Source organism: Nonomuraea sp. B208 (assembly GCF_057536035.1).
The window spans coordinates 346,968-371,114 of the sequence record NZ_BAAJOU010000025.1 but is presented as its reverse complement, the minus strand read 5'-3'; the positions used below and the strand labels follow the sequence as shown (position 1 = coordinate 371,114).

The 24,147-nt window shown below is 72.6% G+C and carries 23 protein-coding genes; 18 read left to right on the top strand and 5 right to left on the bottom strand.

All coding sequences use genetic code 11. The features are described from left to right. Positions 1-140 precede the first annotated feature (140 nt). Genes AC27IY_RS29875 through rfbD form a run of 4 tightly spaced genes read left to right on the top strand, consistent with a single transcriptional unit; the run spans position 141 to position 4,439 of the window. Positions 141-1,598: a sugar transferase gene (locus tag AC27IY_RS29875; RefSeq protein WP_344208214.1), complete on the top strand. Its 1,458-nt coding sequence runs from the start codon at positions 141-143 to the stop codon at positions 1,596-1,598. A 2-nt stretch (positions 1,599-1,600) separates the two neighbouring features. Next, on the top strand, positions 1,601-2,668 hold the full coding sequence (locus tag AC27IY_RS29870) for a glucose-1-phosphate thymidylyltransferase (protein ID WP_423451286.1): 1,068 nt from the start codon (positions 1,601-1,603) through the stop codon (positions 2,666-2,668). Continuing rightward, on the top strand, positions 2,665-3,591 hold the full coding sequence (gene rfbB / locus AC27IY_RS29865; RefSeq protein ID WP_364459172.1) for a dTDP-glucose 4,6-dehydratase: 927 nt from the start codon (positions 2,665-2,667) through the stop codon (positions 3,589-3,591). The genes AC27IY_RS29870 and rfbB overlap by 4 nt, the downstream gene beginning before the upstream one ends. Further along, positions 3,588-4,439: a dTDP-4-dehydrorhamnose reductase gene (rfbD, locus tag AC27IY_RS29860; RefSeq protein ID WP_423451284.1), complete on the top strand. Its 852-nt coding sequence runs from the start codon at positions 3,588-3,590 to the stop codon at positions 4,437-4,439. The genes rfbB and rfbD overlap by 4 nt, the downstream gene beginning before the upstream one ends. Here rfbD and AC27IY_RS29855 read toward each other — a convergent pair. After that, positions 4,421-4,999, bottom strand: a complete 579-nt coding sequence (locus AC27IY_RS29855) for a dTDP-4-dehydrorhamnose 3,5-epimerase family protein (RefSeq protein ID WP_487179940.1) — start codon at positions 4,997-4,999, stop codon at positions 4,421-4,423. The genes rfbD and AC27IY_RS29855 overlap by 19 nt on opposite strands. 56 nt (positions 5,000-5,055) lie before the next feature. Between AC27IY_RS29855 and AC27IY_RS29850 the strand changes: the two genes are divergently transcribed. From AC27IY_RS29850 to AC27IY_RS29815, 8 genes are read left to right on the top strand one after another with little or no spacing between them, the layout of a single operon-like run. Further along, the gene (locus AC27IY_RS29850) at positions 5,056-6,276 is read left to right on the top strand and encodes a methyltransferase domain-containing protein (protein WP_423451282.1); all 1,221 of its coding nucleotides are present in this window, start codon (positions 5,056-5,058) and stop codon (positions 6,274-6,276) included. Further along, entirely contained in the window at positions 6,273-7,049 is a 777-nt protein-coding gene (locus AC27IY_RS29845; protein WP_449946952.1) for a sugar phosphate nucleotidyltransferase, read from the top strand. The genes AC27IY_RS29850 and AC27IY_RS29845 overlap by 4 nt, the downstream gene beginning before the upstream one ends. Further along, complete coding sequence (locus AC27IY_RS29840; RefSeq protein WP_487179939.1) at positions 7,028-7,699, top strand: PIG-L deacetylase family protein; 672 nt, start codon at positions 7,028-7,030, stop codon at positions 7,697-7,699. Before AC27IY_RS29845 ends, AC27IY_RS29840 begins: the two co-directional genes overlap by 22 nt. Positions 7,700-7,701: 2 nt before the next feature. Continuing rightward, positions 7,702-8,721, top strand: a complete 1,020-nt coding sequence (locus tag AC27IY_RS29835) for an NAD-dependent epimerase/dehydratase family protein (protein WP_487179938.1) — start codon at positions 7,702-7,704, stop codon at positions 8,719-8,721. 11 nt (positions 8,722-8,732) lie between these two features. Beyond that, positions 8,733-9,986 carry a DUF4910 domain-containing protein gene (locus AC27IY_RS29830; protein WP_487179937.1) on the top strand — a complete coding sequence of 418 codons (1,254 nt, stop codon included), beginning with the start codon at positions 8,733-8,735 and terminating at the stop codon, positions 9,984-9,986. Continuing rightward, on the top strand, positions 9,986-10,930 hold the full coding sequence (locus AC27IY_RS29825; protein ID WP_487179936.1) for a hypothetical protein: 945 nt from the start codon (positions 9,986-9,988) through the stop codon (positions 10,928-10,930). The genes AC27IY_RS29830 and AC27IY_RS29825 overlap by 1 nt, the downstream gene beginning before the upstream one ends. 19 nt (positions 10,931-10,949) lie before the next feature. After that, positions 10,950-12,398 (top strand): oligosaccharide flippase family protein, encoded by a 1,449-nt coding sequence (locus tag AC27IY_RS29820; protein ID WP_487179935.1) that lies wholly within the window; start codon positions 10,950-10,952, stop codon positions 12,396-12,398. Beyond that, complete coding sequence (locus AC27IY_RS29815) at positions 12,399-13,292, top strand: glycosyltransferase family 2 protein (protein ID WP_364459201.1); 894 nt, start codon at positions 12,399-12,401, stop codon at positions 13,290-13,292. It abuts the gene before it with no gap. Here the strand turns inward: AC27IY_RS29815 and AC27IY_RS29810 are convergent. Then, entirely contained in the window at positions 13,255-14,397 is a 1,143-nt protein-coding gene (locus AC27IY_RS29810; protein ID WP_487179934.1) for an acyltransferase family protein, read from the bottom strand. The genes AC27IY_RS29815 and AC27IY_RS29810 overlap by 38 nt on opposite strands. 132 nt (positions 14,398-14,529) lie before the next feature. On the opposite strand from AC27IY_RS29810, the gene AC27IY_RS29805 reads away from it, so the two are divergent. Beyond that, positions 14,530-15,366 carry a hypothetical protein gene (locus AC27IY_RS29805; protein ID WP_487179933.1) on the top strand — a complete coding sequence of 279 codons (837 nt, stop codon included), beginning with the start codon at positions 14,530-14,532 and terminating at the stop codon, positions 15,364-15,366. A gap of 4 nt (positions 15,367-15,370) precedes the next feature. Here AC27IY_RS29805 and AC27IY_RS29800 read toward each other — a convergent pair whose 3' ends face one another. After that, positions 15,371-16,171: a 2OG-Fe(II) oxygenase gene (locus tag AC27IY_RS29800; protein ID WP_364459210.1), complete on the bottom strand. Its 801-nt coding sequence runs from the start codon at positions 16,169-16,171 to the stop codon at positions 15,371-15,373. Positions 16,172-16,323: 152 nt separating this feature from the next. On the opposite strand from AC27IY_RS29800, the gene AC27IY_RS29795 reads away from it, so the two are divergent. Together AC27IY_RS29795 and AC27IY_RS29790 are read left to right on the top strand one after the other, a co-directional pair. Next, a complete protein-coding gene (locus AC27IY_RS29795) occupies positions 16,324-17,037 on the top strand; it encodes a hypothetical protein (protein ID WP_423451273.1) in 714 nt (237 codons plus the stop codon). After that, positions 17,034-18,401: an O-antigen ligase family protein gene (locus AC27IY_RS29790; RefSeq protein ID WP_364459216.1), complete on the top strand. Its 1,368-nt coding sequence runs from the start codon at positions 17,034-17,036 to the stop codon at positions 18,399-18,401. Before AC27IY_RS29795 ends, AC27IY_RS29790 begins: the two co-directional genes overlap by 4 nt. Here the strand turns inward: AC27IY_RS29790 and AC27IY_RS29785 are convergent. Continuing rightward, on the bottom strand, positions 18,340-18,888 hold the full coding sequence (locus tag AC27IY_RS29785; protein WP_487179932.1) for a dTDP-4-dehydrorhamnose 3,5-epimerase family protein: 549 nt from the start codon (positions 18,886-18,888) through the stop codon (positions 18,340-18,342). The two genes, AC27IY_RS29790 and AC27IY_RS29785, sit on opposite strands and share 62 nt — an antisense overlap. A gap of 201 nt (positions 18,889-19,089) precedes the next feature. On the opposite strand from AC27IY_RS29785, the gene AC27IY_RS29780 reads away from it, so the two are divergent. The 3 genes from AC27IY_RS29780 to AC27IY_RS29770 are packed head-to-tail and all read left to right on the top strand — an operon-like array spanning position 19,090 to position 23,242. Continuing rightward, positions 19,090-19,824 carry a WecB/TagA/CpsF family glycosyltransferase gene (locus AC27IY_RS29780; RefSeq protein ID WP_487179931.1) on the top strand — a complete coding sequence of 245 codons (735 nt, stop codon included), beginning with the start codon at positions 19,090-19,092 and terminating at the stop codon, positions 19,822-19,824. Positions 19,825-19,826: 2 nt separating this feature from the next. Beyond that, positions 19,827-21,911, top strand: coding sequence for a glycosyltransferase (locus AC27IY_RS29775; RefSeq protein ID WP_487179930.1), 2,085 nt, complete (start codon positions 19,827-19,829; stop codon positions 21,909-21,911). Then, the gene (locus tag AC27IY_RS29770; protein ID WP_487179929.1) at positions 21,908-23,242 is read left to right on the top strand and encodes a hypothetical protein; all 1,335 of its coding nucleotides are present in this window, start codon (positions 21,908-21,910) and stop codon (positions 23,240-23,242) included. The genes AC27IY_RS29775 and AC27IY_RS29770 overlap by 4 nt, the downstream gene beginning before the upstream one ends. Here the strand turns inward: AC27IY_RS29770 and AC27IY_RS29765 are convergent. Further along, complete coding sequence (locus AC27IY_RS29765) at positions 23,239-24,075, bottom strand: AfsR/SARP family transcriptional regulator (protein WP_423451267.1); 837 nt, start codon at positions 24,073-24,075, stop codon at positions 23,239-23,241. The two genes, AC27IY_RS29770 and AC27IY_RS29765, sit on opposite strands and share 4 nt — an antisense overlap. Positions 24,076-24,147 lie beyond the last annotated feature (72 nt).

The window sequence follows — 24,147 nt, the reverse complement described above, 5'->3', positions numbered from 1 at the left end:
ACGTTTGATGCCATTCCCCATGTCGGAGCCGATCTTTAATCTTTAGTGGGGGCCGCCGCCCTTAAGAGGGGGTTTTGTCAACCCATGTGGTGATTGGTGCGTCAGGTTATCAGGGAGCACGAAGTTCACAGGGTGGTGTTATGAGGGTGGGGACCGGGGAGTCCGCTGTCGTGCTCCTCAAAGCCGCGCCACGCCGCGCGTCCAGCATCTGGACCCGGGCGTACCTGCGGCTGCTGCTGTACGGGGACACGACGTGCGCGCTGCTCGCCTGCGTCTGCGTGCTGGGCGCACGGCTGCTGGGCGGGGCGTTCGTCCCCTGGGTGGAGTATCTGCTCGGGTTCGGCCTGGTCGCCGGCTGGCCCCTCGCGCTCGCGATGGGCGGCGCCTACCGCCAGCGCGCCAACGGCGAGGGCACCGAGGAGTTCAAGTCCGTCTTCAACGGCGGCGTCGGGCTGATGGCCACCGTCGCCATCATGGCCTACGCCACGCAGACCGTGATCGCCCGCAGCTTCGTGATGGCGATGCTGCCGCTGGCCCTCGCCGCCACGCTGGGCTTCCGCTTCCGCATGCGCAAACGCCTGCACCGCAAACGGGCCGTCGGCGACTACATGCGCCAGGTCATCGCGGTCGGGCACCGCGAGTCGATCATCGATCTGGTCATCCAGTTCAGGCGGCAGCCGTACCACGGCATGCGGGTCGTGGGAGCCTGCCTGCCGCCCGACCACGACCTCGACGCCGACCTCGACGGCGTGCCGGTGCTCGGCACGTTCGGGGACGTGGCGCGGGTGGCCGAGCGGGAGCGCGCCGACGCCGTGGCCGTGCTGGCCTGCCCGGAGCTGGACGGCGCGGCGCTGCGCCGGCTCGCGTGGAGCCTGGAGACCGCGCGTACGGACCTGTTCGTCGCGCCGGCGCTGCTCGACGTGGCGGGGCCGCGCATCAGCATCAGGCCGGTCGCGGGGATGCCGCTGCTGCACGTGGAGCACCCCGAGTTCGACGGCACCAAGCAGCTCGTCAAGACCGTCTTCGACCGGCTGGTGGCGGCGCTCGCGCTGCTGCTGCTCGCCCTGCCGCTGCTCGGCATCGCGCTGCTGATCCGCCTCACCAGCCCCGGCCCGGCGTTCTTCCACCAGACGCGGGTGGGCAAGGGCGGCGCGGAGTTCCGCCTGGTGAAGTTCCGGACGATGGTCGTGGACGCCGAGCGGCTGAAGGACACGCTGCTCGGCGCGAACGACTTCGACGGCGTGCTGTTCAAGATGCGGAACGATCCAAGGATCACCGCCGTGGGCGCTTTTCTCCGGAAGTACTCCCTCGACGAGCTGCCCCAGCTCCTCAATGTCCTGCGCGGGGAGATGTCGCTCGTCGGCCCGCGCCCGCCGCTGCCGCGCGAGGTCGCCGAGTACGGCACCGACGTGCGCCGCCGCCTCGTCGTCAAGCCGGGTATGACCGGGCTCTGGCAGGTCAGCGGCCGTTCCGACCTGACGTGGGAGGAGTCCGTACGGCTCGACCTGCGTTATGTCGAGAACTGGTCGCTCATCCTCGACCTGCAGATCCTGTGGAAGACCTGGTCCGTCGTCACCCGTGGAGAAGGGGCGTACTAGCGGTGAAAGCACTCGTGCTCGCCGGGGGGTCGGGCACACGGCTTCGGCCGATCACGCACACCTCGGCCAAGCAGCTCGTGCCGGTCGCCAACAAACCGGTGCTGTTCTACGGCCTGGAGGCCATCGCGGCCGCCGGGATCACCGAGGCGGGGCTGGTGGTCGGCGACACCCACGCCGAGATCGAGGCGGCCGTGGGCGACGGGTCGGCGTTCGGGCTGGAGGTGACGTACCTGCGGCAGGAGGCGCCGCTCGGGCTGGCGCACGGCGTGCTGATCGCCCGCGACTACCTCGGCGACGACGACTTCGTGATGTACCTGGGCGACAACTTCGTGGTGGGCGGCATCAACGACCTGGTGGAGCGCTTCGCGCGGGAGCGCCCGTCCGCCCAGATCATGCTCACCCGGGTCGGCGACCCCCGCCAGTTCGGCGTGGCCGAGCTGGACGCCGCCGGACGGGTGATCGGGCTGGAGGAGAAACCCGAGCGGCCGAAGAGCGACCTCGCGCTGGTGGGCGTCTACCTGTTCAGCCCGGCGGTGCACGCGGCCGTGGCCGAGCTGAAGCCGTCCTGGCGGGGCGAGCTGGAGATCACCGACGCCATCCAGTGGCTCATCGAGGCCGGGCTGCGGGTGGACTCCTCGGTGATCTCCGGCTACTGGAAGGACACCGGCAACGTCACCGACATGCTGGAGGTCAACCGGCTGGTCCTGGAGTCGGTCGAGCCGCGCGTGGACGGCTATGTGGACGCGGCCAGCGAGCTGGTCGGCCGGGTCGTCGTCGAGCGCGGCGCGACGGTCGAGCGCTCCCGCGTGGTCGGCCCGGCGATCATCGGCGAGCGCGCCCGCGTCCGCGACAGCTACGTCGGCCCCTCCACCTCGCTCGGGGCCGACTGCGTGCTCGCCGACGCCGAGATCGCCTACTCCATCGTCATGCCCCGCGCCTCGATCTCGGGGGTGGGCCGCGTGGAGTCCTCGCTCATCGGCCACGACGCCGAGGTCACCCCCGCGCCCAACACGCCCCGAGCTCACCGTCTGGTGCTCGGCGATCACAGCAAGGTACAGATCTCCTCATGACCAGAGTCCTGGTGACGGGGGGTGCGGGGTTCATCGGCTCGCACTTCGCCCGAAGCCTCCACGACATGGACGTCACCGTCCTCGACAAGCTCACCTACGCCGGCGACCGTGCCAACCTCGAGGGCGTCAGGCACGAGTTCGTCCACGGCGACATCTGCGACGCCGGCCTGCTCGCGCGGGTCGTGCCCGGCCACGACCTGGTGGTCAACTTCGCCGCCGAGTCCCACGTGGACCGCTCGATCGCGGGCGCGGCCGAGTTCATGCGCACCAACGCGCTCGGCACCCAGACGCTGCTCCAGGCGTGCCTGGAGGCCGGGGTGCCGAAGGTGGTGCAGGTGTCCACCGACGAGGTCTACGGCTCCATCGACGTCGGCTCGTGGGACGAGTCCGCGCCGGTCCGGCCGCGCTCGCCGTACGCGGCGTCGAAGGCGGCCGGCGACCTCATCGCGCACGCGTACGCGGTCACGTACGGGATGGACGTCTCGATCACCCGCTGCGGCAACAACTACGGCCCCCGCCAGTACCCGGAGAAGATCATCCCGCTGTTCGTCACGCGGCTGCTGCGCGGCGAGAAGGTGCCGCTCTACGGCGACGGCGGCAACGTACGGGACTGGATCCACGTCAGCGACCACTGCGCCGGCATCCGCCTGGTGGCCGAGAAGGGCGCGCCCGGCGAGGTCTACCACATCGCGGGCACGGCCGAGCTGACCAACAGGGAGCTGACCGGCCGCCTGCTGGAGGCGTGCGGCCGCGGCTGGGACCTGGTCGAGCAGGTGGCCGACCGCAAGGGCCACGACCGCAGGTACTCGCTGGACGACCGCAAGCTGCGGGCGCTCGGCTACCGTCCCGAGGTCCCGTTCGAGCAGGGGCTCAAGGACACCGTCCGCTGGTACGCCGAGCACCGGGACTGGTGGGACCGATGAGATGGCTGATCACGGGTGCGGGCGGCATGCTGGCCGCCGACGTCCTCGACCGGCTGACCAGCACCGGCGAACCGGTGCTCGCGCTCGGCCGCGCCGAGCTGGACGTGCGCGACCGGCGCGCGGTGCGCGAGTTCGTGGCCGCCTACCGGCCCGGCGCCGTGATCAACTGCGCGGGCTGGACCGCCGTGGACGACGCCGAGACCCACGAGGCCGAGGCGCTGGCGGTCAACGGCCACGCGGTGCGCTGGCTGGCCGAGGCGTGCGAGGGTGCCGGCGCGCGGCTGCTGCAGGTGTCGACCGACTACGTCTTCGACGGGGCGGCGGCGGGGCCGTACGGGGAGGACGACCCGACGGGCCCGCTCAACGCCTACGGCCGCACGAAGCTGGCGGGCGAGCGCGCCGCCCTGGACCACGGCCAGTACGTCGTCCGCACCGCCTGGCTCTACGGCGCGCGCGGCACCAACTTCGTCCGCACGATGATCCGCCTGGCCGGGGAGCGGCCCTGCGTGGACGTCGTGGACGACCAGCGCGGCCAGCCGACGTGGGCCGCCGACCTGGCGGTGAGCCTCGTCCGGCTGGCCCGCGCGGACCTGCCGCCCGGCGTCTACCACGCGACCAGCGCGGGCGAGACGAGCTGGCACGGCTTCGCCAGGGAGATCTTCGCGCTGCTCGGCGCGGACCCCGAGCGGGTGCGCCCGGTGCCGACCGCCGACTTCCCGAGGCCCGCCCGCCGCCCGGCCAACAGCGTGCTCGCCTGCCGCAGGGGCGAGCCGATCCGCCACTGGCGCGAGGCGCTGCACGCCGCCTGGCCGGTGCTGGTGGGGAGCCGTCAGTGCAACGTGGCGTAGAACTCCCGGCAGGCGCGGTAGTCGGGGAGCAGCCCGGCCGCCAGCGCCTCGGCGAGGGACGGCGCCGCGGCGTCCTGGTCCGACAGCACCGGCTCCAGCCCCGCCGGCCACTCGATGCCGAGGTCCGGGTCGAGCGGGTTGACCCCGTGCTCCCCGGCCGGGTTGTAGGTCGCCGAGCACAGGTAGACGACCGTGGCCTGCTCGCTGAGCGCCATGAACGCGTGCCCCAGCCCCTCGGCGACGAGCATCGCCCGGCGCGTCTCGTCGTCCAGCACCGCCGACTCCCAGCGGCCGAAGGTGGGGGAGCCGGCGCGCAGGTCCACGACCACGTCGAGGACGGAGCCGGCCACGCAGGTGACGTATTTGGCCTGGCCGGGCGGCACGTCCGCGAAGTGCACCCCGCGCAGCACGCCGGCGCGCGAGACGGAGCAGTTGACCTGGGCCACGCCGAACGGGTGCGGCAGCTCCGCGGCCTTGAACGCCTCCAGGAAGGCGCCGCGCGGGTCGGCGTGCACGCGAGGGGTGAAGAGCCACGAGCCTTCGATCGAGAGCTGATCCACGAACGCAGCATGCCAGACCACCGCTCCGGCGCACGAGCCCTGGGAGGGATCTTCAGATGACGACCGAGGTGACGACCTGCCGTCTGTGCGGCGCGGACGAGCTCGCGGGGGTGGTGGACCTCGGCGCGACCCCGCCGTGCGAGCTGTTCCTCACCGCCGACCGGCTCGCCGCGCCGGAGCCGACGTACCCGCTGCACCTGCGGGTCTGCACGAGCTGCTGGCTGGCCCAGCTCCCGCCGCTGATCACGCCGGAGGAGACGTTCACCGAGTACGCCTACTTCTCCTCCTACTCGACCTCCTGGGTGGAGCACGCGCGCCGCTTCGTCGAGGGCGCCGGGCTCCAGCCGGGCGACTTCGTGGTGGAGGTGGCCAGCAACGACGGCTACCTGCTCCAGCACGTGGTCGAGCGGGGCGTGCGCTGCCTCGGCATCGAGCCGTCGGCCAACGTCGGCCGGGCCGCCAAGGAGAAGGGCGTGCCGACGCTCACCGGCTTCCTCACCCCCGAGACCGGGCGGCAGGTGCGGGCCGGGCACGGGCCGGCCGACCTGGTGGTGGCCAACAACGTCTACGCGCACGTCCCCGACGTGGCCGGCTTCACGGAGGGGCTGCGGGCGCTGGTGGCCGACGGCGGCCGGGTCTCGATCGAGGTGCAGCACCTGCTGACGCTGGTGGAGCTCAACCAGTTCGACACGATCTACCACGAGCACTTCCAGTACTACACGGTCGCCTCCGCCCAGCGTGCCCTGGCGAGCGGCGGGCTGCACCTGGTGGACGTGGAGCTGCTGCCGACGCACGGCGGCTCGATCAGGCTCTGGGCGCAGCCCGAGGAGGCGCCCGTGTCGCAGCGGGTGGTGGACGTGCTCGCCAGGGAGAAGGCGGCCGGGCTGCACGAGCTGTCCGGGTACGCCGACTTCGCCGCCCGCGTGGCCAAGGTCCGGCGCGACCTGCTGCGCTTCCTCATCGACGCCGCCGACGCGGGGAAGACGGTGGTCGGCTACGGGGCTCCCGGCAAGGGCAACACGCTGCTCAACTACTGCGGGGTCCGGCCGGACCTGCTGGCGTACACGGTGGACCGCAACCCGTACAAGCACGGCAGGTTCACGCCCGGCTCGCGCATCCCCGTCCACCCGCCCGAGCGCATCGCCGCCGACCGGCCGGACTACGTGCTGGTGCTGCCGTGGAACCTGCGCGAGGAGCTGGTCGAGCAGCTCTCGTACGTCCGCGAGTGGGGCGGCCGGCTGGTCTTCCCCATCCCGAGCCTGGAGGTCGTGGGATGAAGGTCGTGCTGTTCTGCGGCGGGCGCGGCACCCGCATGCGCAGCGACTTACCCGGGGGCACCATGCCGAAGCCGATGCAGCTCGTCGGCCCGCGCCCGCTCGTCTGGCACGTGATGCGCTACTACGCGCACTTCGGGCACAAGGAGTTCATCCTGTGCCTCGGCCATGGGGCCCAGCACATCAAGGACTTCTTCCTGACCTACCAGGAGACCGGCTCGAACGACTTCGTGCTCAAGGACGGGCGGGTCGAGCTGCTGTCGACCGACATCTCCGACTGGCGGATCTCGCTGATCGACACCGGTCTCGACGCCACCATCGGCGAGCGGCTGCGCCGGGTGCGCCCGTTCCTGGGCGACGACGAGATGTTCCTCGCCAACTACGCGGACGTGCTCACCGACGCCCCGCTGCCGGACATCATCGCCCGCTTCGCCGCCGCCGACGCCGGGGCGTCGATGATGGTCGTGCCGCCCACCAACACCTTCCACGTGGTGGACGTCGGCGAGAGCGGGCAGGTCGGGGCCATCACGCCGGTGGCCGAGCTGCCGCTCTGGGTCAACGGCGGCTTCTTCGTGCTGCGCCAGGAGGTCTTCGAGCACCTTCCGCGCGACGGCGACCTGGTCGCGGACGCCTGCGCCGAGCTGGCCAAGCGGGGCCGGCTGATCGCGTACCCGCACCGGGGCTACTGGCGGCCGAGCGACACCGTGAACCAGCGCCTGGAGCTGGACAGCGCCTGGGCGAGGGGCGAACGCCCGTGGGCGCTGTGGGAGAGATGACGGGCCTGCGCCCGGCCCGGCTCGACGCGGTCGTGGCGCTCGGCGCGCACTGCGACGACCTCGCGATCGGCGCGGGCGGCACCCTGCTCACGCTCTGCGCCGGCCGTCCAGGGCTGCGGGTGGACGCGCTGGTGCTGTCCGGCGGCGGCACCGGGCGGGAGGACGAGGAGCGGGCCGCGCTGGCGGCGTTCTGCCCGGGGGCCGACCTCGCCGTCACGGTGCTCAAGCTGCCCGACGGCCGGCTGCCCGCCCACTGGGACGAGGCCAAGAACGCCCTGGAGGACCTGCGCGCCCGCACCGAGCCCGGTCTGATCCTCGCCCCCTGGCGGGGCGACGCCCACCAGGACCACCGCGGCCTGGCCGAGCTCGTGCCGACCGTCTGGCGGGGCTGTCTCGCGCTCGGCTACGAGATCGTCAAGTGGGACGGCGACCTCGGCCGCCCCTCGGTCTACCAGCCGCTCGACCCGGAGACGGCCGAGGCGAAGGTGCGGCTGCTCCAGGAGCACTACCCCTCCCAGCGGCACCGCCCCTGGTACGACCGGGAGACCTTCCTCGGCCTGGCCCGCGTCCGCGGCGTCGAGTGCGGCGCCAGGTACGCCGAGGCGTTCCACACCAACAAGATCGTCATCGACCTGGCCTCCGGAGGCTGACCTTGCGGATTCTGTTGACCGGCCACCAGGGCTACCTGGGCAGCGTGCTGGCCCCGGTGCTGGCCGAGGCGGGGCACGAGGTGATCGGCCTCGACTCCGGCCTGTTCGCCGACTGCCTGCTCGGGCCGGCTCCCGCCGACCCCCCGGGACACGCCGTGGACCTGCGGGACGTCCCCGCCGAGGCGCTGACCGGCATCGACGCCGTCGCGCACCTGGCGGCGCTGTCGAACGACCCGCTCGGCTCGCTCGCGCCCGACCTGACCTACGACATCAACCACCACGCCTCGGTCCGGCTGGCCCGGCTGGCGCGCGAGGCGGGGGTGCGCAGGTTCGTCTACGCCTCCACCTGCTCGGTCTACGGCGCCTCGGGCGGGGACGCGCTGGTGGACGAGGACGCGCCGCTGCGGCCGGTGACGCCGTACGCCGAGTCGAAGGTCCGGGTGGAGGACGACCTCGCGGAGCTGGCCGACGACGACTTCTCGCCGGTGTTCATGCGCAACGCCACCGCGTTCGGGTTCTCGCCCCGGCTGCGGGCCGACATCGTGCTCAACAACCTGGCCGGGCACGCCGTGCTGGCCGGCGAGGTGCGGGTGCTTTCCGACGGCACGCCGTGGCGGCCCCTGGTGCACGCCCGCGACATCGCCGAGGCGTTCCTGCGGGCGATCGAGGCGCCGCGCGAGGCCGTGCACGCCCGCGCGTTCAACGTGGGCACCGAGGCCAACAACGTGACCGTCAGGCAGATCGCCGACGAGGTGGCGGCGGCGGTGCCGGGCGCCGAGCTGACGATCACCGGCGAGAGCGGCGGCGATCCGCGCTCCTACCGGGTGGACTTCTCGCGCATCCGGCGGGCGCTGCCCGGCTACGAGGCCGGCTGGTCGGTCAAGGCCGGGGCGGAGGAGCTGGTGACGGCGTACCGGACGTACGGGCTCACCAAGCACGACTTCGAGCGGCGCTACACCCGGCTGGCCCGGCTGTCGGACCGGCGCGCGGCGGGCACGATCGACGCCGGGCTCCGGCCGTGACCGGCGAGGAGATGCACGAGCTCGTCCGCCGGCTCTACCCCCTGTGCCGCAGCATCACGGGCGACGGCGTCAGGAGCACCCTGGCGATCATCGGCGAGCGCCTGCCGCTGGCCGTCCGGGAGATGCCGACCGGGAGCGAGGTCCTGGACTGGACGGTGCCGAAGGAGTGGAACATCCGCGACGCCTACGTCAAGGACGCCTCCGGGCGGCGGGTGATCGACTTCCGGGAGTCGAACCTGCACGTCGTGGGCTACAGCGTGCCGGTGTCGGGGACGTACTCGCTGGCCGAGCTGCGCCCGCGGCTGCACACGCTGCCCGAGCAGCCGGGGCTGGTGCCGTACCGGACCAGCTACTACGCCGAGACGTGGGGCTTCTGCCTCAGCCAGGACGCCCTCGACCGGCTGCGCGACGAGGACGGCCCCTTCGAGGTGCGCATCGACTCGACCCTCGCGCCCGGCGCGCTGACCTACGGCGAGTACGTCGTCCCCGGCCGGCTCCCCGAGGAGGTGATGATCTCCTGCCACGTGTGCCACCCGTCGCTCGCCAACGACAACCTGGCGGGCATCGCGGTGGCCGTGGCGCTCGCGCTGCGGCTGCGCGAGCCCCGCTACACCTACCGGTTCCTGTTCGCGCCAGGCACGATCGGGGCGATCACCTGGCTAGCGCGCAACCGGTCGCGCCTGCACCGCGTGGCGGCCGGGCTGACGCTGGCCTGCGCGGGGGATCCGGGGGCGCTGACGTACAAGCGGAGCCGGCGGGGCGACGCGCTCATCGACCGGGCGGTCACGCACGTGCTGCGCGGCCGGCCGCACGAGGTGCTCGAGTTCTCCCCGTACGGCTACGACGAGCGCCAGTTCTGCTCGCCGGGCTTCGACCTGCCGTTCGGCAGCCTGACCAGGACGCCGTACGCGGGATACCCGGAATATCACACCTCGGGGGACAACCCGGATTTCGTGACCCCGCAGGCCATGGAGGACACCCTCGACGCCCTCACGCGGGTCGTCGAGGTGCTGGAGCACGACCGCACGTACGTCAACCGCAGCCCGTACGGCGAGCCGCAGCTCGGCCGCCGCGGGCTCTACGGATCTCTGGGCGGCCGGAGTGACACGAAACAGGCCCAGATGGCGATGTTATGGGTGTTGAACCTGTCAGACGGGGAGCACGGCCTGCTCGACATCGCCGATCGTTCCGGACTGCCGTTCGCCGCCGTGAAGGCGGCGGCCGAGTCACTGCTGGACGCCGGACTGCTGAAGGAGAAGGCCTGATGGACCTCAAGGTCGGTGACGTGGTGGAAGTGCGGAGCGAGGCCGAGATCCGCGCCACCCTGGACGAGCGCGGCGAGCTCGACGGCCTGCCTTTCATGCCGGAGATGGCGGCCTACTGCGGCAGGCGCCTCACCGTGCACAAGGTCGCGCACAAGCTGTGCGACACCCAGACCAGGACCGGGCTGCGCCGGATGGAGCGGGCCGTGCACCTGACCGGGGCGCGCTGCGACGGCTCGGCCCACGGCGGCTGCCAGACGAACTGCTCGATGTACTGGAAGGACGCCTGGATCAGACGGGTCGGCGAGTCGCCCGCGCAGAACGCCGCGGACCCGCGCCTGCTGCCCCTGCTGGAGGTGGGCACCCGCAAGCCGGACCGGCCCGACCACTACTCCTGCCAGGCCACCGAGCTGCTGCGGGCCGCGCCTGCCTGCCTGCCGGTGCGCAGCATGGGCCAGTACGTCGCCGACGTGCGCACCGGCAACGCCGGTCTGCGCCGCACCCTCCACGCCCTGCTGATCGGCGGCTTCAACCGGCTCCAGGCGGTCAGCACGCGGGTGCTGCCACCGCGGCTGCGGCTCAGGGAAGGACGCCGCTGGGGCTTCCTCAAGCCCGGCCTGCTCGGCCGGACGCCGACGGCCACGCTCGACCTGAAGCCCGGCGAGCTGGTCCGCGTCCGGTCCAAGGACGAGATCATGGCCACGCTCAACGAGCGCATGGAGAACCGCGGCCTCGGCTTCGAGGAGGAGATGGCCCGCTACTGCGGCACCGTCACCCGCGTCCAGTCGGTGGTGGAGCGCTGCGTCGACGAGCGCACCGGCGAGCTGCTCACCATGAAGACGCCCTGCGTGACGCTGGAGAACGTGGTCTGCCAGGGCCTGCACAGCCTCAACTGCCCGCGCGAGTTCGTGCCGTTCTGGCGGGAGATCTGGCTCGAACGGGTGTGACCGCACTGGAAAGGAACGCATGGAGGAGACGGAACGTGTCGAGGAGGTAGGCGTCCGGGCGGGCCGCGGGCTGCGCTGGACCGTGCTCGGCAGCCTGGTGACCCGGGCCGGCTCCTTCGCCATGGGGCTGGTGCTGGCCCGGCTGCTCGCCGCCGACGACTTCGGCGTCTACGCGGTGGCGCTGGCGGCGACGCAGATCGTCATGCACGTCAAGGACATCGGCATCCAGGCGGCGGTCATCCACTGGCGGGGGCGCGTGGAGGACATCGCGCCCACCGCCAGCGTGCTCAACTTCGCCGTCACCACGCTGGCCTACGGCGCGTTCTGGCTGTTCGCGCCGGTCTTCGCGCGGCTGTCCGGCAACGAGGAGGCCACCGGCGTGGTGCGCCTGCTCACCGCGGTCGTCCTCATCGAGGCGTTCACCGCCGTGCGCAGCGCCACCCTCCTGGTGCGCTTCCAGCAGGACCGGCTCACGCTCGCCATCATGATCGGCTTCGTGGCGAACGCGGCGGTGGCGGTCAGCCTGGCCTTCGCCGGCGCGGGCGCGTACGCCTTCGCCTGGGGCCAGGTCACCGCCTCGCTGGTCACCGGCGTGCTCATCTTCTTCTGGGGCTGGCTGCCGATCAGGGTCGGCTGGGACCGCGAGACCGCCGGCAAGCTGCTGCGGATCGGCATCCCTTCGGCGGTCGGGTTCGGGCTGGAGGCCCTGCTCATGAACGCCGACTACGTCATCGTCGGCAACGTGCTCGGGGCCGAGCAGCTCGGCTACTACCTGCTGGCGTTCAACGTGTCGAGCTGGGTGCCGGGGATCATCGGCACCGCGCTCCGCTACGTGTCGCTGCCCAGTTTCTCCCGCCTGTCGGAGGACCCGGCGGCGCTGTCGGAGGGGGTGCGCAGGTCGGTGCCGGTGATGGTGGCGTTCGTGCTGCCGCCCGCGCTGGTGATGGCCTTCCTCGCGCATCCGCTCATCACGTTCCTGTACGGCGAGCGGTGGGACTTCTCGGCCGGGGTGCTGCGCTGGCTGGCGGTCCTGATGGTGGTGCGGATGCTCATCTCGTACCTGGCGGTGGACATCCTGACCGGGCTCGGCGCGACCAGGACCACCGTCTGGCTCAACCTCGGCTGGGCGGCCGTCCTGCTGCCCGCCCTGCTCGCCGGGGCGCACCTCGGCGGGATCCGGGGCGCGGCCGTCTCGCACGCCCTGGTCGCGGTGCTGGTCGCGGTGCCGATGGCGGTGTTCGTCCTGCACCGCGTGGGGGTGCGGCTCGCGCCCGTGCTGCCCGGCCTGGTGCGCCCGGCCCTGGGCGCCGTCGCGGCGGGGACGGTCATGGCCGTGCTGGAGGGCGTCACCCGGGGCGGGCACGCGCTCGTGCAGCTCGGCGTGGCGGGCGGAGCGGGGCTGCTGGTCTTCGTGCTGGTCGTGGTGCCGGGCGCCGCGCTGAGGAAACTCGTCACTAGGAGCGCTTGAATGTCCTTCGCCGACTCGCTGGTCTCCGTGGGGCTCCCCGTCTACAACGGGGCCGCCCGCATCGAGGGGACGATCCGCTCGGTGCTCGCCCAGGACCACCAGAACCTTGAGCTGGTCGTCTGCGACAACGCCTCGACCGACCGCACCGAGGAGATCTGCCGCGACTGGGCCGCGAGCGACCCCCGCGTGGTCTACCACCGGCAGCCGGAGAACATCGGGCAGCTCCCCAACTTCGCCGACGCCATCAGGCGGGCGCGGGGCGAGTTCTACCGGTGGGCGGGCGACGACAACTGGCTGGCCCCCACGTACGTCTCCCGCTGCCTGGAGGTCTTCGCCGCCGACGAGCGCCTGCTGCTGGTCACCACGCAGCAGGCGTACGCGTGCCCGGACGGCTCGACCAGGACCGCCCCCTACACCGGCACCGGCTACCTCGCCGACGACCCGGTGGACCGCTTCGCCGAGTGCCTGCGCGTGCTCAACGAGGACCCCCTCGTCATGGACCCCCTCTACGCGCTCATGCGCCGCGAGCGGATCATGCGGGTGGACCGGGGCCGGGCCATGCTGCGCGAGGACGAGATCTACGCGGCCCGCATGGCCCTCGCCGGGCCGTGGGGCCACGTGCCGGAGATCCTGGCCGGGCGGGAGTGGGAGGTCCAGCAGCAGGGCGACATCGCGCGCAAGCTCGGGGTGCCCGCCTGGCAGGTCCGCGTGGCCCTGCTGCTGCAGTGCAGGGAGCTGTTGCGCGCGCTCGGCGAGGTCGGGCTGACGCCCGCGCAGCGGCGGCGGGGGCGGGCGCTGGTGGCCGGGATGTACCTGCGCAGGCACGGGGTGACGGCCGTGCGCAGGGGCCGCAAGCTCATGGCGACGACCCGGCTGCTGGGGGCGGGCCGGTAGCGGGCGTGCGCGTCCTCCCCGTGAATCGGTCGCGCAGCGCGGCCGCGCTGCGGTAGCGCTGGAACGGCAGCTCGAACGCCGCGGCGAAGCCCCACGCGAACAGCACCGACGCCGGCGCGGCCACCGCCAGCAGCGCGAGCAGCCGGCCCGTGCCCGGCTCCAGCAGCGGGGCCACGAGGAAGTGGTTCACGGCGACCACGATCGGCGCGTGGACCAGGTAGAGGCTGTAGGAGAAGGAGCCGAGCGTGCGCACCGGCCGGGTGTCGAGCAGGCGCACCAGGGGCCGGGGCCGCCCCAGGGCGACCGCGGCGAGCAGCAGCCCGGCGGCGGGCGCGAGCGCGAGGTCCACCCAGAAGAACCTGGCGACCGTCCACTCCGAGCCCTGGACCACGATGAGGACGAGCACCGGGAGCGCCGCCCCGGCCGCCGCCCAGTGCAGAGGGAGCCGGGTCCGCGCCCGGAGCACGCCGGCCGCCAGCACGCCCGCCGCGAACAGCACCGCGAACTGCGGGGTCAGCCGCATGAGCAGCCCCACGGCCGGCACGTACGCGGCCAGCACCCCCACCGCCACCACCACGACGGCGACCACGCCCGCCATCGCCCACGCGCCGAGCCGCCGCACCAGGAGCAGCAGGAGCGGGAAGACGAAGTAGAGCTGCGCCTCGACGGCGATCGACCAGAGTGCGCCGTTGGGGCTGGGCGAGCCGATCACGTCCTGGAGCAGCAGCCCGTACACGACGACCGTCTTCGCGGTCGGGACGGGCTGGCCGGGCTGCGGCACCAGCAGCCAGGCGACCGCCAGGCTGAACAGCAGCGCCGCCCAGTACGGCGGCAGGATGCGCCAGGCGCGGCGGCGGGCGAAGCGGCGCAGGCCGCCGAGCCGCCAGCCGGAGCGGGCGGGGGAGACCGCGAGGGAGAAGCCCGACAGGGCGATGAAGACGACGACGGCGAAGTGGCCGTAGAGCAGCCAGCCCGCCCAGCCGGGCCCGGTGTCGGCCGGGAAGCCGGGGAAGGACAGCAGCCAGCAGTGGTGCAGGACCACGAAGAGCGCGGCGAGGCCGCGAATCCCGTCCAGCCCGCCGAGCCGCGTCCCGCCCCCGTCCATGCCCACTCGGATATATCGCGATCTGCCCGGCTTACGTAACAAGCAAGTCGAAAGGCGCGATGTCCTGATTGGAACGGTATTTCTGGGGGGATGAACGACGTCCCGTTGCGCTGCAAATCGGGCTGGGGATATATGGAATTCTGGACGGCCATTCTGGGTCTTGCCCGCAACAAGTTCGTCGCCGCACCGGTGGCCGTCCTCACCGCGGCGCTGGCCCTCACGGGATATCTCGTCCTGCCCGAGCGGTACGTCGCCAGCGCCTCCATGGTCCTGGTGACCCCGTCGGGCGGCGGCTCGATCGACCGGACCAAGCCGCTGGCCCAGACCAATCCGCTGCTGCAGTTCTCCGACGACCTCAGGACCACCGCCAGCATCCTCATCCTGGCCATGAACTCGCCCGACGTCTTCAGGTCCGTCGGCGCCCCCGAGGACGGCCCGGTCGAGCTCACCATCGACGACGGGCGGACGAACCCGACCCTACTCGGCGTCGGCACCACCGGCCCGTTCGTCTACGTCGAGGTCGAGGCCGCCTCCAGGGCCGAGGTGACGAAGGTGCTGGCGGCGGCCCAGGAACGGCTCCGCGAGGAGCTGGAGGACCGGCAGAACGAGCTCAAGGCGCACCCCGTCACGTTCGTCCAGCTCGACGACGTGGTGCGGCTCGGGCCCGACGCGGACCTCGCGCCCAAGCTCCAAGGGGCGGTCGGCGGCGCGCTGCTCGGCCTGGTGGCGGGCTTCGGCGCGGCCTACGCGGCCGTGCGCGGCAAGCTGCGCCTGCCCGCCCGCCTCGCCCCCGAACCCCCTGCTCAGGAGAACAGGGAGAACAGGGAGAACGGGGAGAACGGGGAGAACAGGGAGAACGGGACCCTCCAGAAGACCGGCAGCCTGAACGGCCGGACCCCGCACGACCCGGCGGTCGATGACGCCGAGACCGGTCCCATCGACGTCATCAGCGGCGGCGGCGACCGCTGAAGCCCTACTTGCGCGGCCCGACCAGGTCGGCCAGCGCGGGCGGCACCCACCGCCTGGCCACCTGGCGGAAGCTGCTCTTCCACTCCTCGCCCGGCCGCTGCTTGAACTGCGTGTCGTGCTCGTCCAGCGTCTCGTCCTCCGGCCGCCCGTTCGTGTAGTAGTAGAGCGCCATCGAGCGCCGGGCCCGGTCCTCCGGGCAGGTCAGCGGCTCGGGGTGGCCGTGGTTGGCGTCGTCGGTGGTGGCGAAGACCACGAAACGGTTGAACACCGGCAGGACCTTGTGCTCGCAGCGGGTCATGTCCTTGTTCCAGAGCTGCAGGTGCCCGCCGTAGGACTCCTCCCAGTCCTTGTTGAGGTAGAGCAGGCCGTTGAGCCGGCGGTCGAGGTTGAGCCTGCGGTGCCGGTTGAAGTCGACGTGCACCTTCAGGTAGCCGCCCGGCCTGATCTGGTGCAGGCCGCCGCCGTCGTAGTGCGGGTCCGACACCAGGTGCTCGATGCCGGTGAGCCGTTCGAGGAAGTCGACGAACACCTGCCCGTTGAACTCCGACAACAGGTGCCGGGTGGCCGGCCCCATCTTCTCGGTGTCGGCGAGGGCGAGCTTGATCTCGCGGGCGTTGTCGAAGCGCTGCCACTCGACGTCGCGCGGCTCGGGGAACTCGGCGAGCACCGGCTCCAGCGCCTCGGGAGGCAGGAAGTCGTCGATCACCACGTGCCGGAAGGGACTGGCCTTGAGGAACGACTCCCGCAGGCTGTCCGCCAGCGGAAGGAGATTGTCACGTTTGAAGGTGAAGTCGGAAATCGGCATCGATGCTCCCCACCCTACGGAAATGGCGTGAATACCCCGGGTGTGACATCGTGAAATAAGGTGATCTCGTTACGGATTTCCCAGTAACACCGGATACGTCCGAGGCCGATGTCCGTATCGAGGGTTTCATCCGGTTCGGGAGGGAAAACGCCTTGGACTTCTGGGGGACGGTCCTGGTCGTGTTCCGGCGCTGGTACGTCACCGTACCGGCGTTGCTGCTGGCCCTCGGCGGCTCGTTCGCCGTCTACCGCACCGTCCCGACCGTCTACCAGTCGGGCGCGGTCCTCGTGCTCACCATCCCCGTGACCGGCGGGAGCGTTCCAACCGATCCCGCCTACCCGAACCCCCGTACGAACCCGCTGCTCAACTACAACGGCTCGCTCAACGTCGCGGCCTCGATCCTGCTCCAGGCGCTGAGCGCCCCGGAGACCGCCGCCCGGCTGGGGGCGCCGCCCGGCGGCGAGACCACGTACGTCGTCCACAACGGCAGCCCCAACCCCGAGCTGCTGGCCAGCGGGCCGTTCGTGATCATCAACGCCAGGTCGCCGTCCGCCGAGACCGCGCACACGCTGGTCTCCCGGCTCGTCGAGCAGGCGCGGAGCGAGCTCGCCGCCCGCCAGGCCGTGCTGGGCGCGCCCTTGAGCACCTACATCCAGCTCACGCCGATGGTGCCGCCCACCGAGCCGCAGGAGCAGCGCGGCGGCAAGAGCCGCACGGCCGTGGCGGTGCTGGCGCTCGGCCTGTTCGCCGCGCTGACCGCCGGTTACGCGATGGAGAGCCTCGCCGCGGCGCGGCGCCGCAGGCGGGCCGGGCCGGGCCCCGTCGCGCCCGCGGAGCGCGCCGAGCCGCTGGCGCTGCGCCCGTGAAGGCGATCGCCCTCACCAGGACGGAGCCCGTGGCCGGGCTGCCCAGGCCGCACCCGGCCGACGGGGCCACACTGGGCGTCGTCTTCGTGGTCATCCTGATGATCGTCCCGGCCCGGCTGGTGTTCCGCGGGCTCTCGTTCGCCATCACGCCGGCCGAGGCCGTGGGGCTGTTCGCGCTGGTGTGGTGGTTCTGCGCGCAGCTCACCACCACGCTCGGCGCGGCCAAGGGCCGCACCCTCGTCCGCAGCGCGGTCTTCGTCTACGCCTCCTCGCTGATCGCCACCTACGCCTACGCCGCCGCCGGCAACCTGCCGAGGGACGAGCTCGACCTCGCCGACCACATGCTGGTGAGCGCGTTCGCGATGATCGGGATCGTGCTGCTCGTCGTGGACGGCGTACGCGGCCGGGCTCGGCTCGACCTGGTGCTGAAGACCGTCGCGGCGATGGGCGCGGTGCTCGGCGTGATCGGCGCGGCGCAGTTCCTGCTCAGGTTCGACCCGACCCCGTACATGGTGCTGCCCGGCCTGCGCTTCACGCAGGAGGAGCTGTTCGTCGTGGAGCGCAACGGGCTGAGCAGGGTGGCGGCGACCACCGGGCATCCGATCGAGTTCGCGGTCGTGTGCGCGATGATCCTGCCGATCGCGCTGCACTTCGCCTTCCAGGCGCTCGAACGCCGCCAGCCGCACCTGCGCTGGTGGCTGTGCGCGGGGCTGATCGCGGCCGGGATGGTGTTCTCGGTGTCGCGCTCGGCCTTCGTCGGCGTGGCGGGGGCGGCGGCGGTGCTGCTGGTCGGCTGGCCGCGCCGGCGGCGGCTGCTCGCGCTCGGGGCGATGGTGGTCTTCCTGGGCGCGGTCAAGGTGGTCGTGCCGGGCGTGCTCGGCGCGATCCTGGACCTGTTCACGGGCCTGTCCACCGACTCCAGCCTGCGCTGGCGGACCATGGACTACGCCGCCGCGGCCACCGAGATCTCTCGCCACCCGTGGCTGGGCCGCGGCCTCGGCACCTGGTACGCCCCCAAATACCTGGTCTTCGACAACCAGTACATCCTCACCACGGTCGAGACCGGGATCATCGGCGTGCTGGCCTTCGCCGGGCTCTTCCTGGCCGGGATCTGGTCGGCGCTGCGCGCCCGCCGGCTGCTCACCGACCCCGCCGACCGCGACCTCGGGCTGACGCTGGCCGCCTGCCTGGTGGTGCCGCTCATCGGGGCCGCGACCTTCGACCTGCGCTCGTACGCGGTGATCACCGGGCTGTCGTTCCTGCTGGTCGGCTCGGCCGGCGCGCTGGCCCGCGAGGCCCGGCTCAGCCGAGCAGCCGCGCCTGCGCCTCCTGCCACGACCCCGCCGCCAGGTCCCGCGCGCTGATCGCGGTCACCGGCAGCGGCCAGGCGACGGCCAGGTCGGGGTCGTCGTAGCGGACCGAGACGTCCTCGGCCGGGTCGTGCTCCCTGTCGATGCGGTAGCAGACGTCGGCCTGCTCGGTGAGCGCCTGGAAGCCGTGCAGGAAGCCGCGTGGCACGTACAGGCAGGCGAAGTCCTCGTCGTCGAGGCGCACGCTCATGCTCCTGCCGTACGTCGGCGAGCCGGGCCGGGCGTCCACCAGCACGTCGTGGATCGCGCCGCGGGCGCACCTGACGAGCTTGGCCTCGCCGCGCCCCACCCGCCCGTGCAGCGCGCGGACCGTGCCGAGCCGCGAGCGCGACTGGCTGTCCTGGATGAAGGCGGCGGGGTCGAGGCCGTGTTTCCCGGCCACGGCCGCGTCGAACGTCCGGGTGAAGAACCCCCGGTCGTCGTGGTGCGGCGTCGGGACGAAGAGAAGGACGCCGTCGAGGGCGCCGCGCTCCACTCTCATGCCCCTCATCCTGCTGGCGGGCCCACACTTACTGCCAGACCCACACGTAACGGATTTCTCCGGAATGCCGATGATTCGGGCGAAAGGTCGGGCTGGGCTGGGCCAGGGCGAAGGAGCGAGGACATTCCGGCAGACCCCTTCACGGACCCCTTCACCACGGCCGGTCCTCCCGCGCGCGTGCGCGTGGGAGCCGTGCACGTCATGGCCGTCACCGAGACCGGAGTGGCCGACCACGTCTCCCACGAGTGGGCCGCAGGCCGGGGCGGCGCGATCGTCACCGCGAACGTGGACATCGTCCGCGCCGCCACCCGCGACCCGGCGCTCGCCGCCCTCGTCGCCCGCGCGGAGCTGGTCGTCGCCGACGGCATGCCGGTCGTGTGGGCGGGCCGGCTGGCCGGCGCCGCGATCCCTGAGCGGGTGACCGGCGCCTCGCTCGTGCACACACTCGCCGGGCGCGCCGCCCGCGACGGCCGGCCCGTCTACCTGCTCGGCGGCGACGAAGGAGTGCCGGAGGCGGCCGCCCGGGCCCTGTTGGAACGTTACCCGGCGCTGCGGATCGCGGGCACGGACGCACCGCCGTACGGGTTCGACGCCGACCCCGCCGCCCGGCGCGCGGCCGTCGAGCGCGTCAGAGAGGCCGCGCCCGGCCTCGTGCTCGTCGGACTCGGCTTCCCCAAGCAGGAGCGGCTGATCGCGGAGCTGCGGCCCGAGCTGCCCGCCGCCTGGTTCCTGGGCTGCGGCGCGGGCATCGCGATGGCCGCCGGCCAGTTCAGCCGCGCCCCCGAGGCCCTGCAGCGCGCGGGCGGCGAATGGCTGCACCGGCTCGCGCTCGAACCGCGCCGCCTGCTCCGGCGCTACCTGCTCCACGACGCCCCCTTCGCCGTGCGCCTGCTGACCGGCGCGCTCCGCGCCCGTCTCCGTCTCCTGGGAAGGTGAGCATGCTGGCGATCGTCATCGTCACGTACTTCAGCGAGCGCGTCATCGGCGACTGCCTGCGCTCGCTCCAGGACGCCGGCGCGGGGGACGCCCGGGTGCTGGTCGTGGACAACGACTCGGCCGACGGCACGGTCGCGGCGGCCCGCGCCGCCCTGCCCGCCGTCGAGGTGGTCCCGACCGGCCGCAACGCGGGCTTCGCCGGCGGCGTGAACGCGGGGATCGCCGCCGCGTCCGGCTGCGACGTGCTCGTGCTCAACCCGGACATCCGCCTCGCCCCCGGCGCGATCACCGCGCTGCGCGAGGCGCTGGCCGTGCCCGGCACCGGGATCGCGGTGCCCCGGCTCACCGCCGAGGACGGGACGATCCACTTCTCGCTGCGCAGGAGACCCACCGTGCTGCGCGCGCTCGGCGAGGCGCTGCTCGGCGGCCACCGGGCCGGCCGGGTCCCGGCGCTCGGGGAGCTGGTCGTGGCGGCGGGCGCGTACGAGCGGCCCGGCACCGCCGACTGGGCGACCGGCGCGGCCTGGCTGGTCTCCCGCGCCTGCCTGAACGCGCTCGGGCCGCTGGAGGAGCGCTACTTCCTCTACTCGGAGGAGACCGAGTACATGCTGCGGGCCGGCGAGCACGGCTTCGCCGTCCGCTACGAGCCGCGGGCGCACGCCGTGCACCTGGGCGGCGAGCAGGGCACCTCCAGCAGTCTCTGGGCGCTCGCCACCGCCAACCGGGTCCGGCTGCACCGCGAGCGGCACGGCCGGGCCCGCGCCCTCGCCATGCGCGGCGCGGTGCTGCTCAACGAGGCGATCCGGGCGCTCACCCGGCCCGGCCAAGGCGGTGCCAAGCACCGGGCGGCCCTGCGCGCCCTCGTCCGCCTGCCGCACTGGCCAGAGCAGCCGGGCGCGACCGAGCAGCCGGGCGCGGCCGACCCGCCGAGGACCGCCGACCCGCCCGGGTACGTCTGCTTCGCCGCCCAGGACTGGTGGTACCACAACCGGGCGCACTCCGACTTCCAGCTCATGCGCGCCCTCGCCGGCCGGCGCAAGGTGCTGGTGGTCAACAGCATCGGCATGCGCATGCCCGCGCCGGGCACCACCACCCACGTCACCCGCCGCGTCCTGCGCAAGCTGCGCAGCGTGGCGAAGTTCCTGCGGCAGCCGTTCCCCGGCTTCCACGTGATGTCGCCGCTGCCGCTGCCGTTCTACGGCTCGCCGGTCCTGCGCCGGGTCAACGCCCTGCTCGTACGCGCCCAGGTGCGGGCGGTGTGCCTGGCGCTCGGCCTGCGCCGCCCCGTGATGGTGGTCACCATCCCCACGGCCTGGGACGTGGTGCGCCCGATGCCCCGGCACGCGCTGCTCTACAACCGCTCCGACCGGCACTCGGCCTTCCCCGAGGCGGACGCCGCCGTCATCGGGGCGATGGAGAACGAGCTGCTGGCCCGCGCCGACCGGGTCCTCTACGCGAGCCGCACGCTGATGGCCGAGGAGCGCGAGCTGACCGGCGAGCGGGCGTGCTTCCTCGACCACGGCGTGGACGTCGACCACTTCACCAGGGCCGCGGAACCGCCTCCCGACCTCGCCGCCGTGCCGGGGCCGCGCGTGGGGTTCTTCGGCGCGCTGGACGAGTTCGTCGTGGACGTCGGGCTGCTCGAACGCCTGGCGGCCGAGCTGCCGCAGGCCTCGCTCGTGCTCATCGGCGACGCCACCGCGCCGATGGAGCGGCTGACCGTCCATCCCAACGTGCGCTGGTTCGGCTTCGTGTCCTACGAGCGCATCCCTGCGTACGCGTCCGGCTTCGACGTGGCGATCATGCCGTGGCAGGACAACGCGTGGATCAGGCACGCCAACCCCATCAAGCTGAAGGAGTACCTGGCCCTGGGCCTGCCGGTGGTCAGCACGGACTTCCCCGAGCTCGCCCACTACCGGGACCGCGTGCGGGTCGCGGCCACGCCCGAAGCGTTCGTGGCGGCCGTCAAGGCCGCGCTGGCGGAGGGCGGCCCGCGGCCGGCCGCCGAGCTGCGGGCGTCGGTGCTGGGGATGTCCTGGTCGTCGCGGGCCGACCGGCTGCTGGAGCTGGCCGAGGGGGAGCGTTGACGCGGGCGAGCCGGCTGGTCCTCGCCGCGGTGGCGCTGCTCGCCGCCGCGGCCCTGGTGTGGGTGGTCGTCGGCAGGTCCGAGGGCGAGCCGGCCCCGAGCCCGTCCGGCACGGCCGCCCCCCGCCCGGACGTCGCCGGGCTGCCCCGCGTCCCCTGGGAGGGCGGCCCCGCCTACTACGACCGCTTCGCGAGCACCAAGGCCGCCGGCTGGACGAACCCGGCGTTCTTCCCCATCGGCGTCTGGTACGAGTCCGTCATCACCCAGGACGACGTGAACAAGGACGTCGAAGCCGGCATCAACACCTACATCGAGCTGACCGAGACCAGCGACATGGCGCTGATCAGGAAGAACGGCCTGTTCGCCGTCCCCAGCAAGCCGCTGAAGGACTACGGGGCCGAGACCGTCGCCTGGCTGATCACCGACGAGGCCGACATGTGGGCAGGCCCCGGCGACGACGGCTGGACCGGCAACTTCCCCGGCGAGGGCCCCCTCTGCATCCCGGACGACCCGCACAAGGAACGCTGCGGCTACACCGTCATGAAGACGCTGAAGGACCGGCTGCCCAAGGACGGCCGCCCGCACTACGCCAACTACGGCAAGGGCGTCATGATCTATCAGGACGACCGCCAGGCCGGCCGGTTCGTCAACGACTACACCGACTTCGTCTCCCTCGACGTCTACTGGTACACCAGCTACTTCGCCTGCCTCGACGGCCAGAACTGGCTGCACTGGGCCGGCGAGGACCGCTGCCGCCGCGCGGCCAACTACGGCCTGCTCATCGACCGCCAGCGCAAGCTGGACGCCCTCGACGGCAAGCTCCAGCCCATCTACGCCTTCGTCGAGGTCGGCCGCCCCGCCGCCGAGGACCGGCGGCAGATCGAGCCCGACGAGGTCAAGGGCGCGGTGATGAGCTCGCTGATCCACGGGGCCAGGGGGGTCATCTACTTCAACCACAGCTTCGGCGGCCCCTGCCAGAGCCAGCACGTGCTCCGCGACGCCTGCGGCGTCACCACCCGGCCCGCCGTCATCGAGGTGAACCAGCAGATCAGGCAGCTCGCCCCGGTGCTCAACACCCAGTCCGTCGAGTACGGCTTCGGCCCCGGCGTGGACACCATGCTGAAGGCGCACCAGGGCGTCTATTACCTGTTCGCCATGCCGTCGGCGGAGGGCCGGCCGGGAGCGCACACGTTCGCGCTGCCCGGCGGCCTGTCACCCGGTCAGGTCGAGGTGATGTTCGAGAACCGGCGCCTGCCCGTGGACGCCTCAGGACGTTTCACCGACACCTTCACCAGCGAGAACTCCTATCACATCTACCGGATCACGCCCTAGTGGTGCCGGGGGCCGCAGTGCGGGCAGCCGCGCCCGTGCCGGGGGCCGGCCCGCCGGTGCACGAGCCGGCCGTGCGGCGCCGCCCGCCCCGCCGACAGCGAGGAGTCGCTGCTGAGGATGGCCGCGTGCAGCTTGCGCAGCTCGGGGCCGGGCTCCAGGCCGAGGTCCGTGGTGAGGATGCGCCGCCCCGACTGGTAGACGTCCAGCGCCTCGGCCTGCCGCCCGCTGCGGTAGAGCGCCAGCATGAGCTGCCCGCGGAAGGTCTCGCGCAGCGGGTGCTCGCGTACCAGCGTGGACAGCTCGCCGACCAGGGCGGCGTGCCGGCCGAGCCGTAAGTCGGCCTCCACGCGCTCGCCGAGCGCCGCCAGCCGCAGCTCCTCCAGCCGGGTGGCCTGGCGGTGCAGCAGGTGGATGTCGTCCAGCCCGGACAGCGCCGGGCCGCGCCACAGGTCGAGGCCGGCGCGGAGCAGGGCGCTGCCCTTCGCGTCGTTCCCGGAGGCGAGCGCCGAGCGGCCCTGCCGGACCAGCAGCTCGAACCGGCGGGCGTCCACGTCCTCCGCCGGCACCCTCAGCCGGTAGCCCGTGGCCTGGTGGGCGATGGGGACGTGCTCGCCGAGCGTGCGTCTGAGCCGGTGGAGCTGGAGACGCAGGCGCTGTTGCCCGGCGTCACCGGCCTCGGCTCCCCACAGTGCGTCGATGAGGACGTCGCTGTGCGCGACGGTCCCGTCGTGGCAGAGCAGCAGGGCGAGGAGGCTGCGTTGCTTGACCGAACGCAGCGGCACGAGGCCGCCTGCGCCGGTCGCCTCCAGCGCGCCCAGGATGCGGAACTGCATGGTTCCCCCAGCTGCACGTATCCGATCTTCTTTCGCTGACGAAGGATATGCCGCTCGAATGCGCCGGAAAAC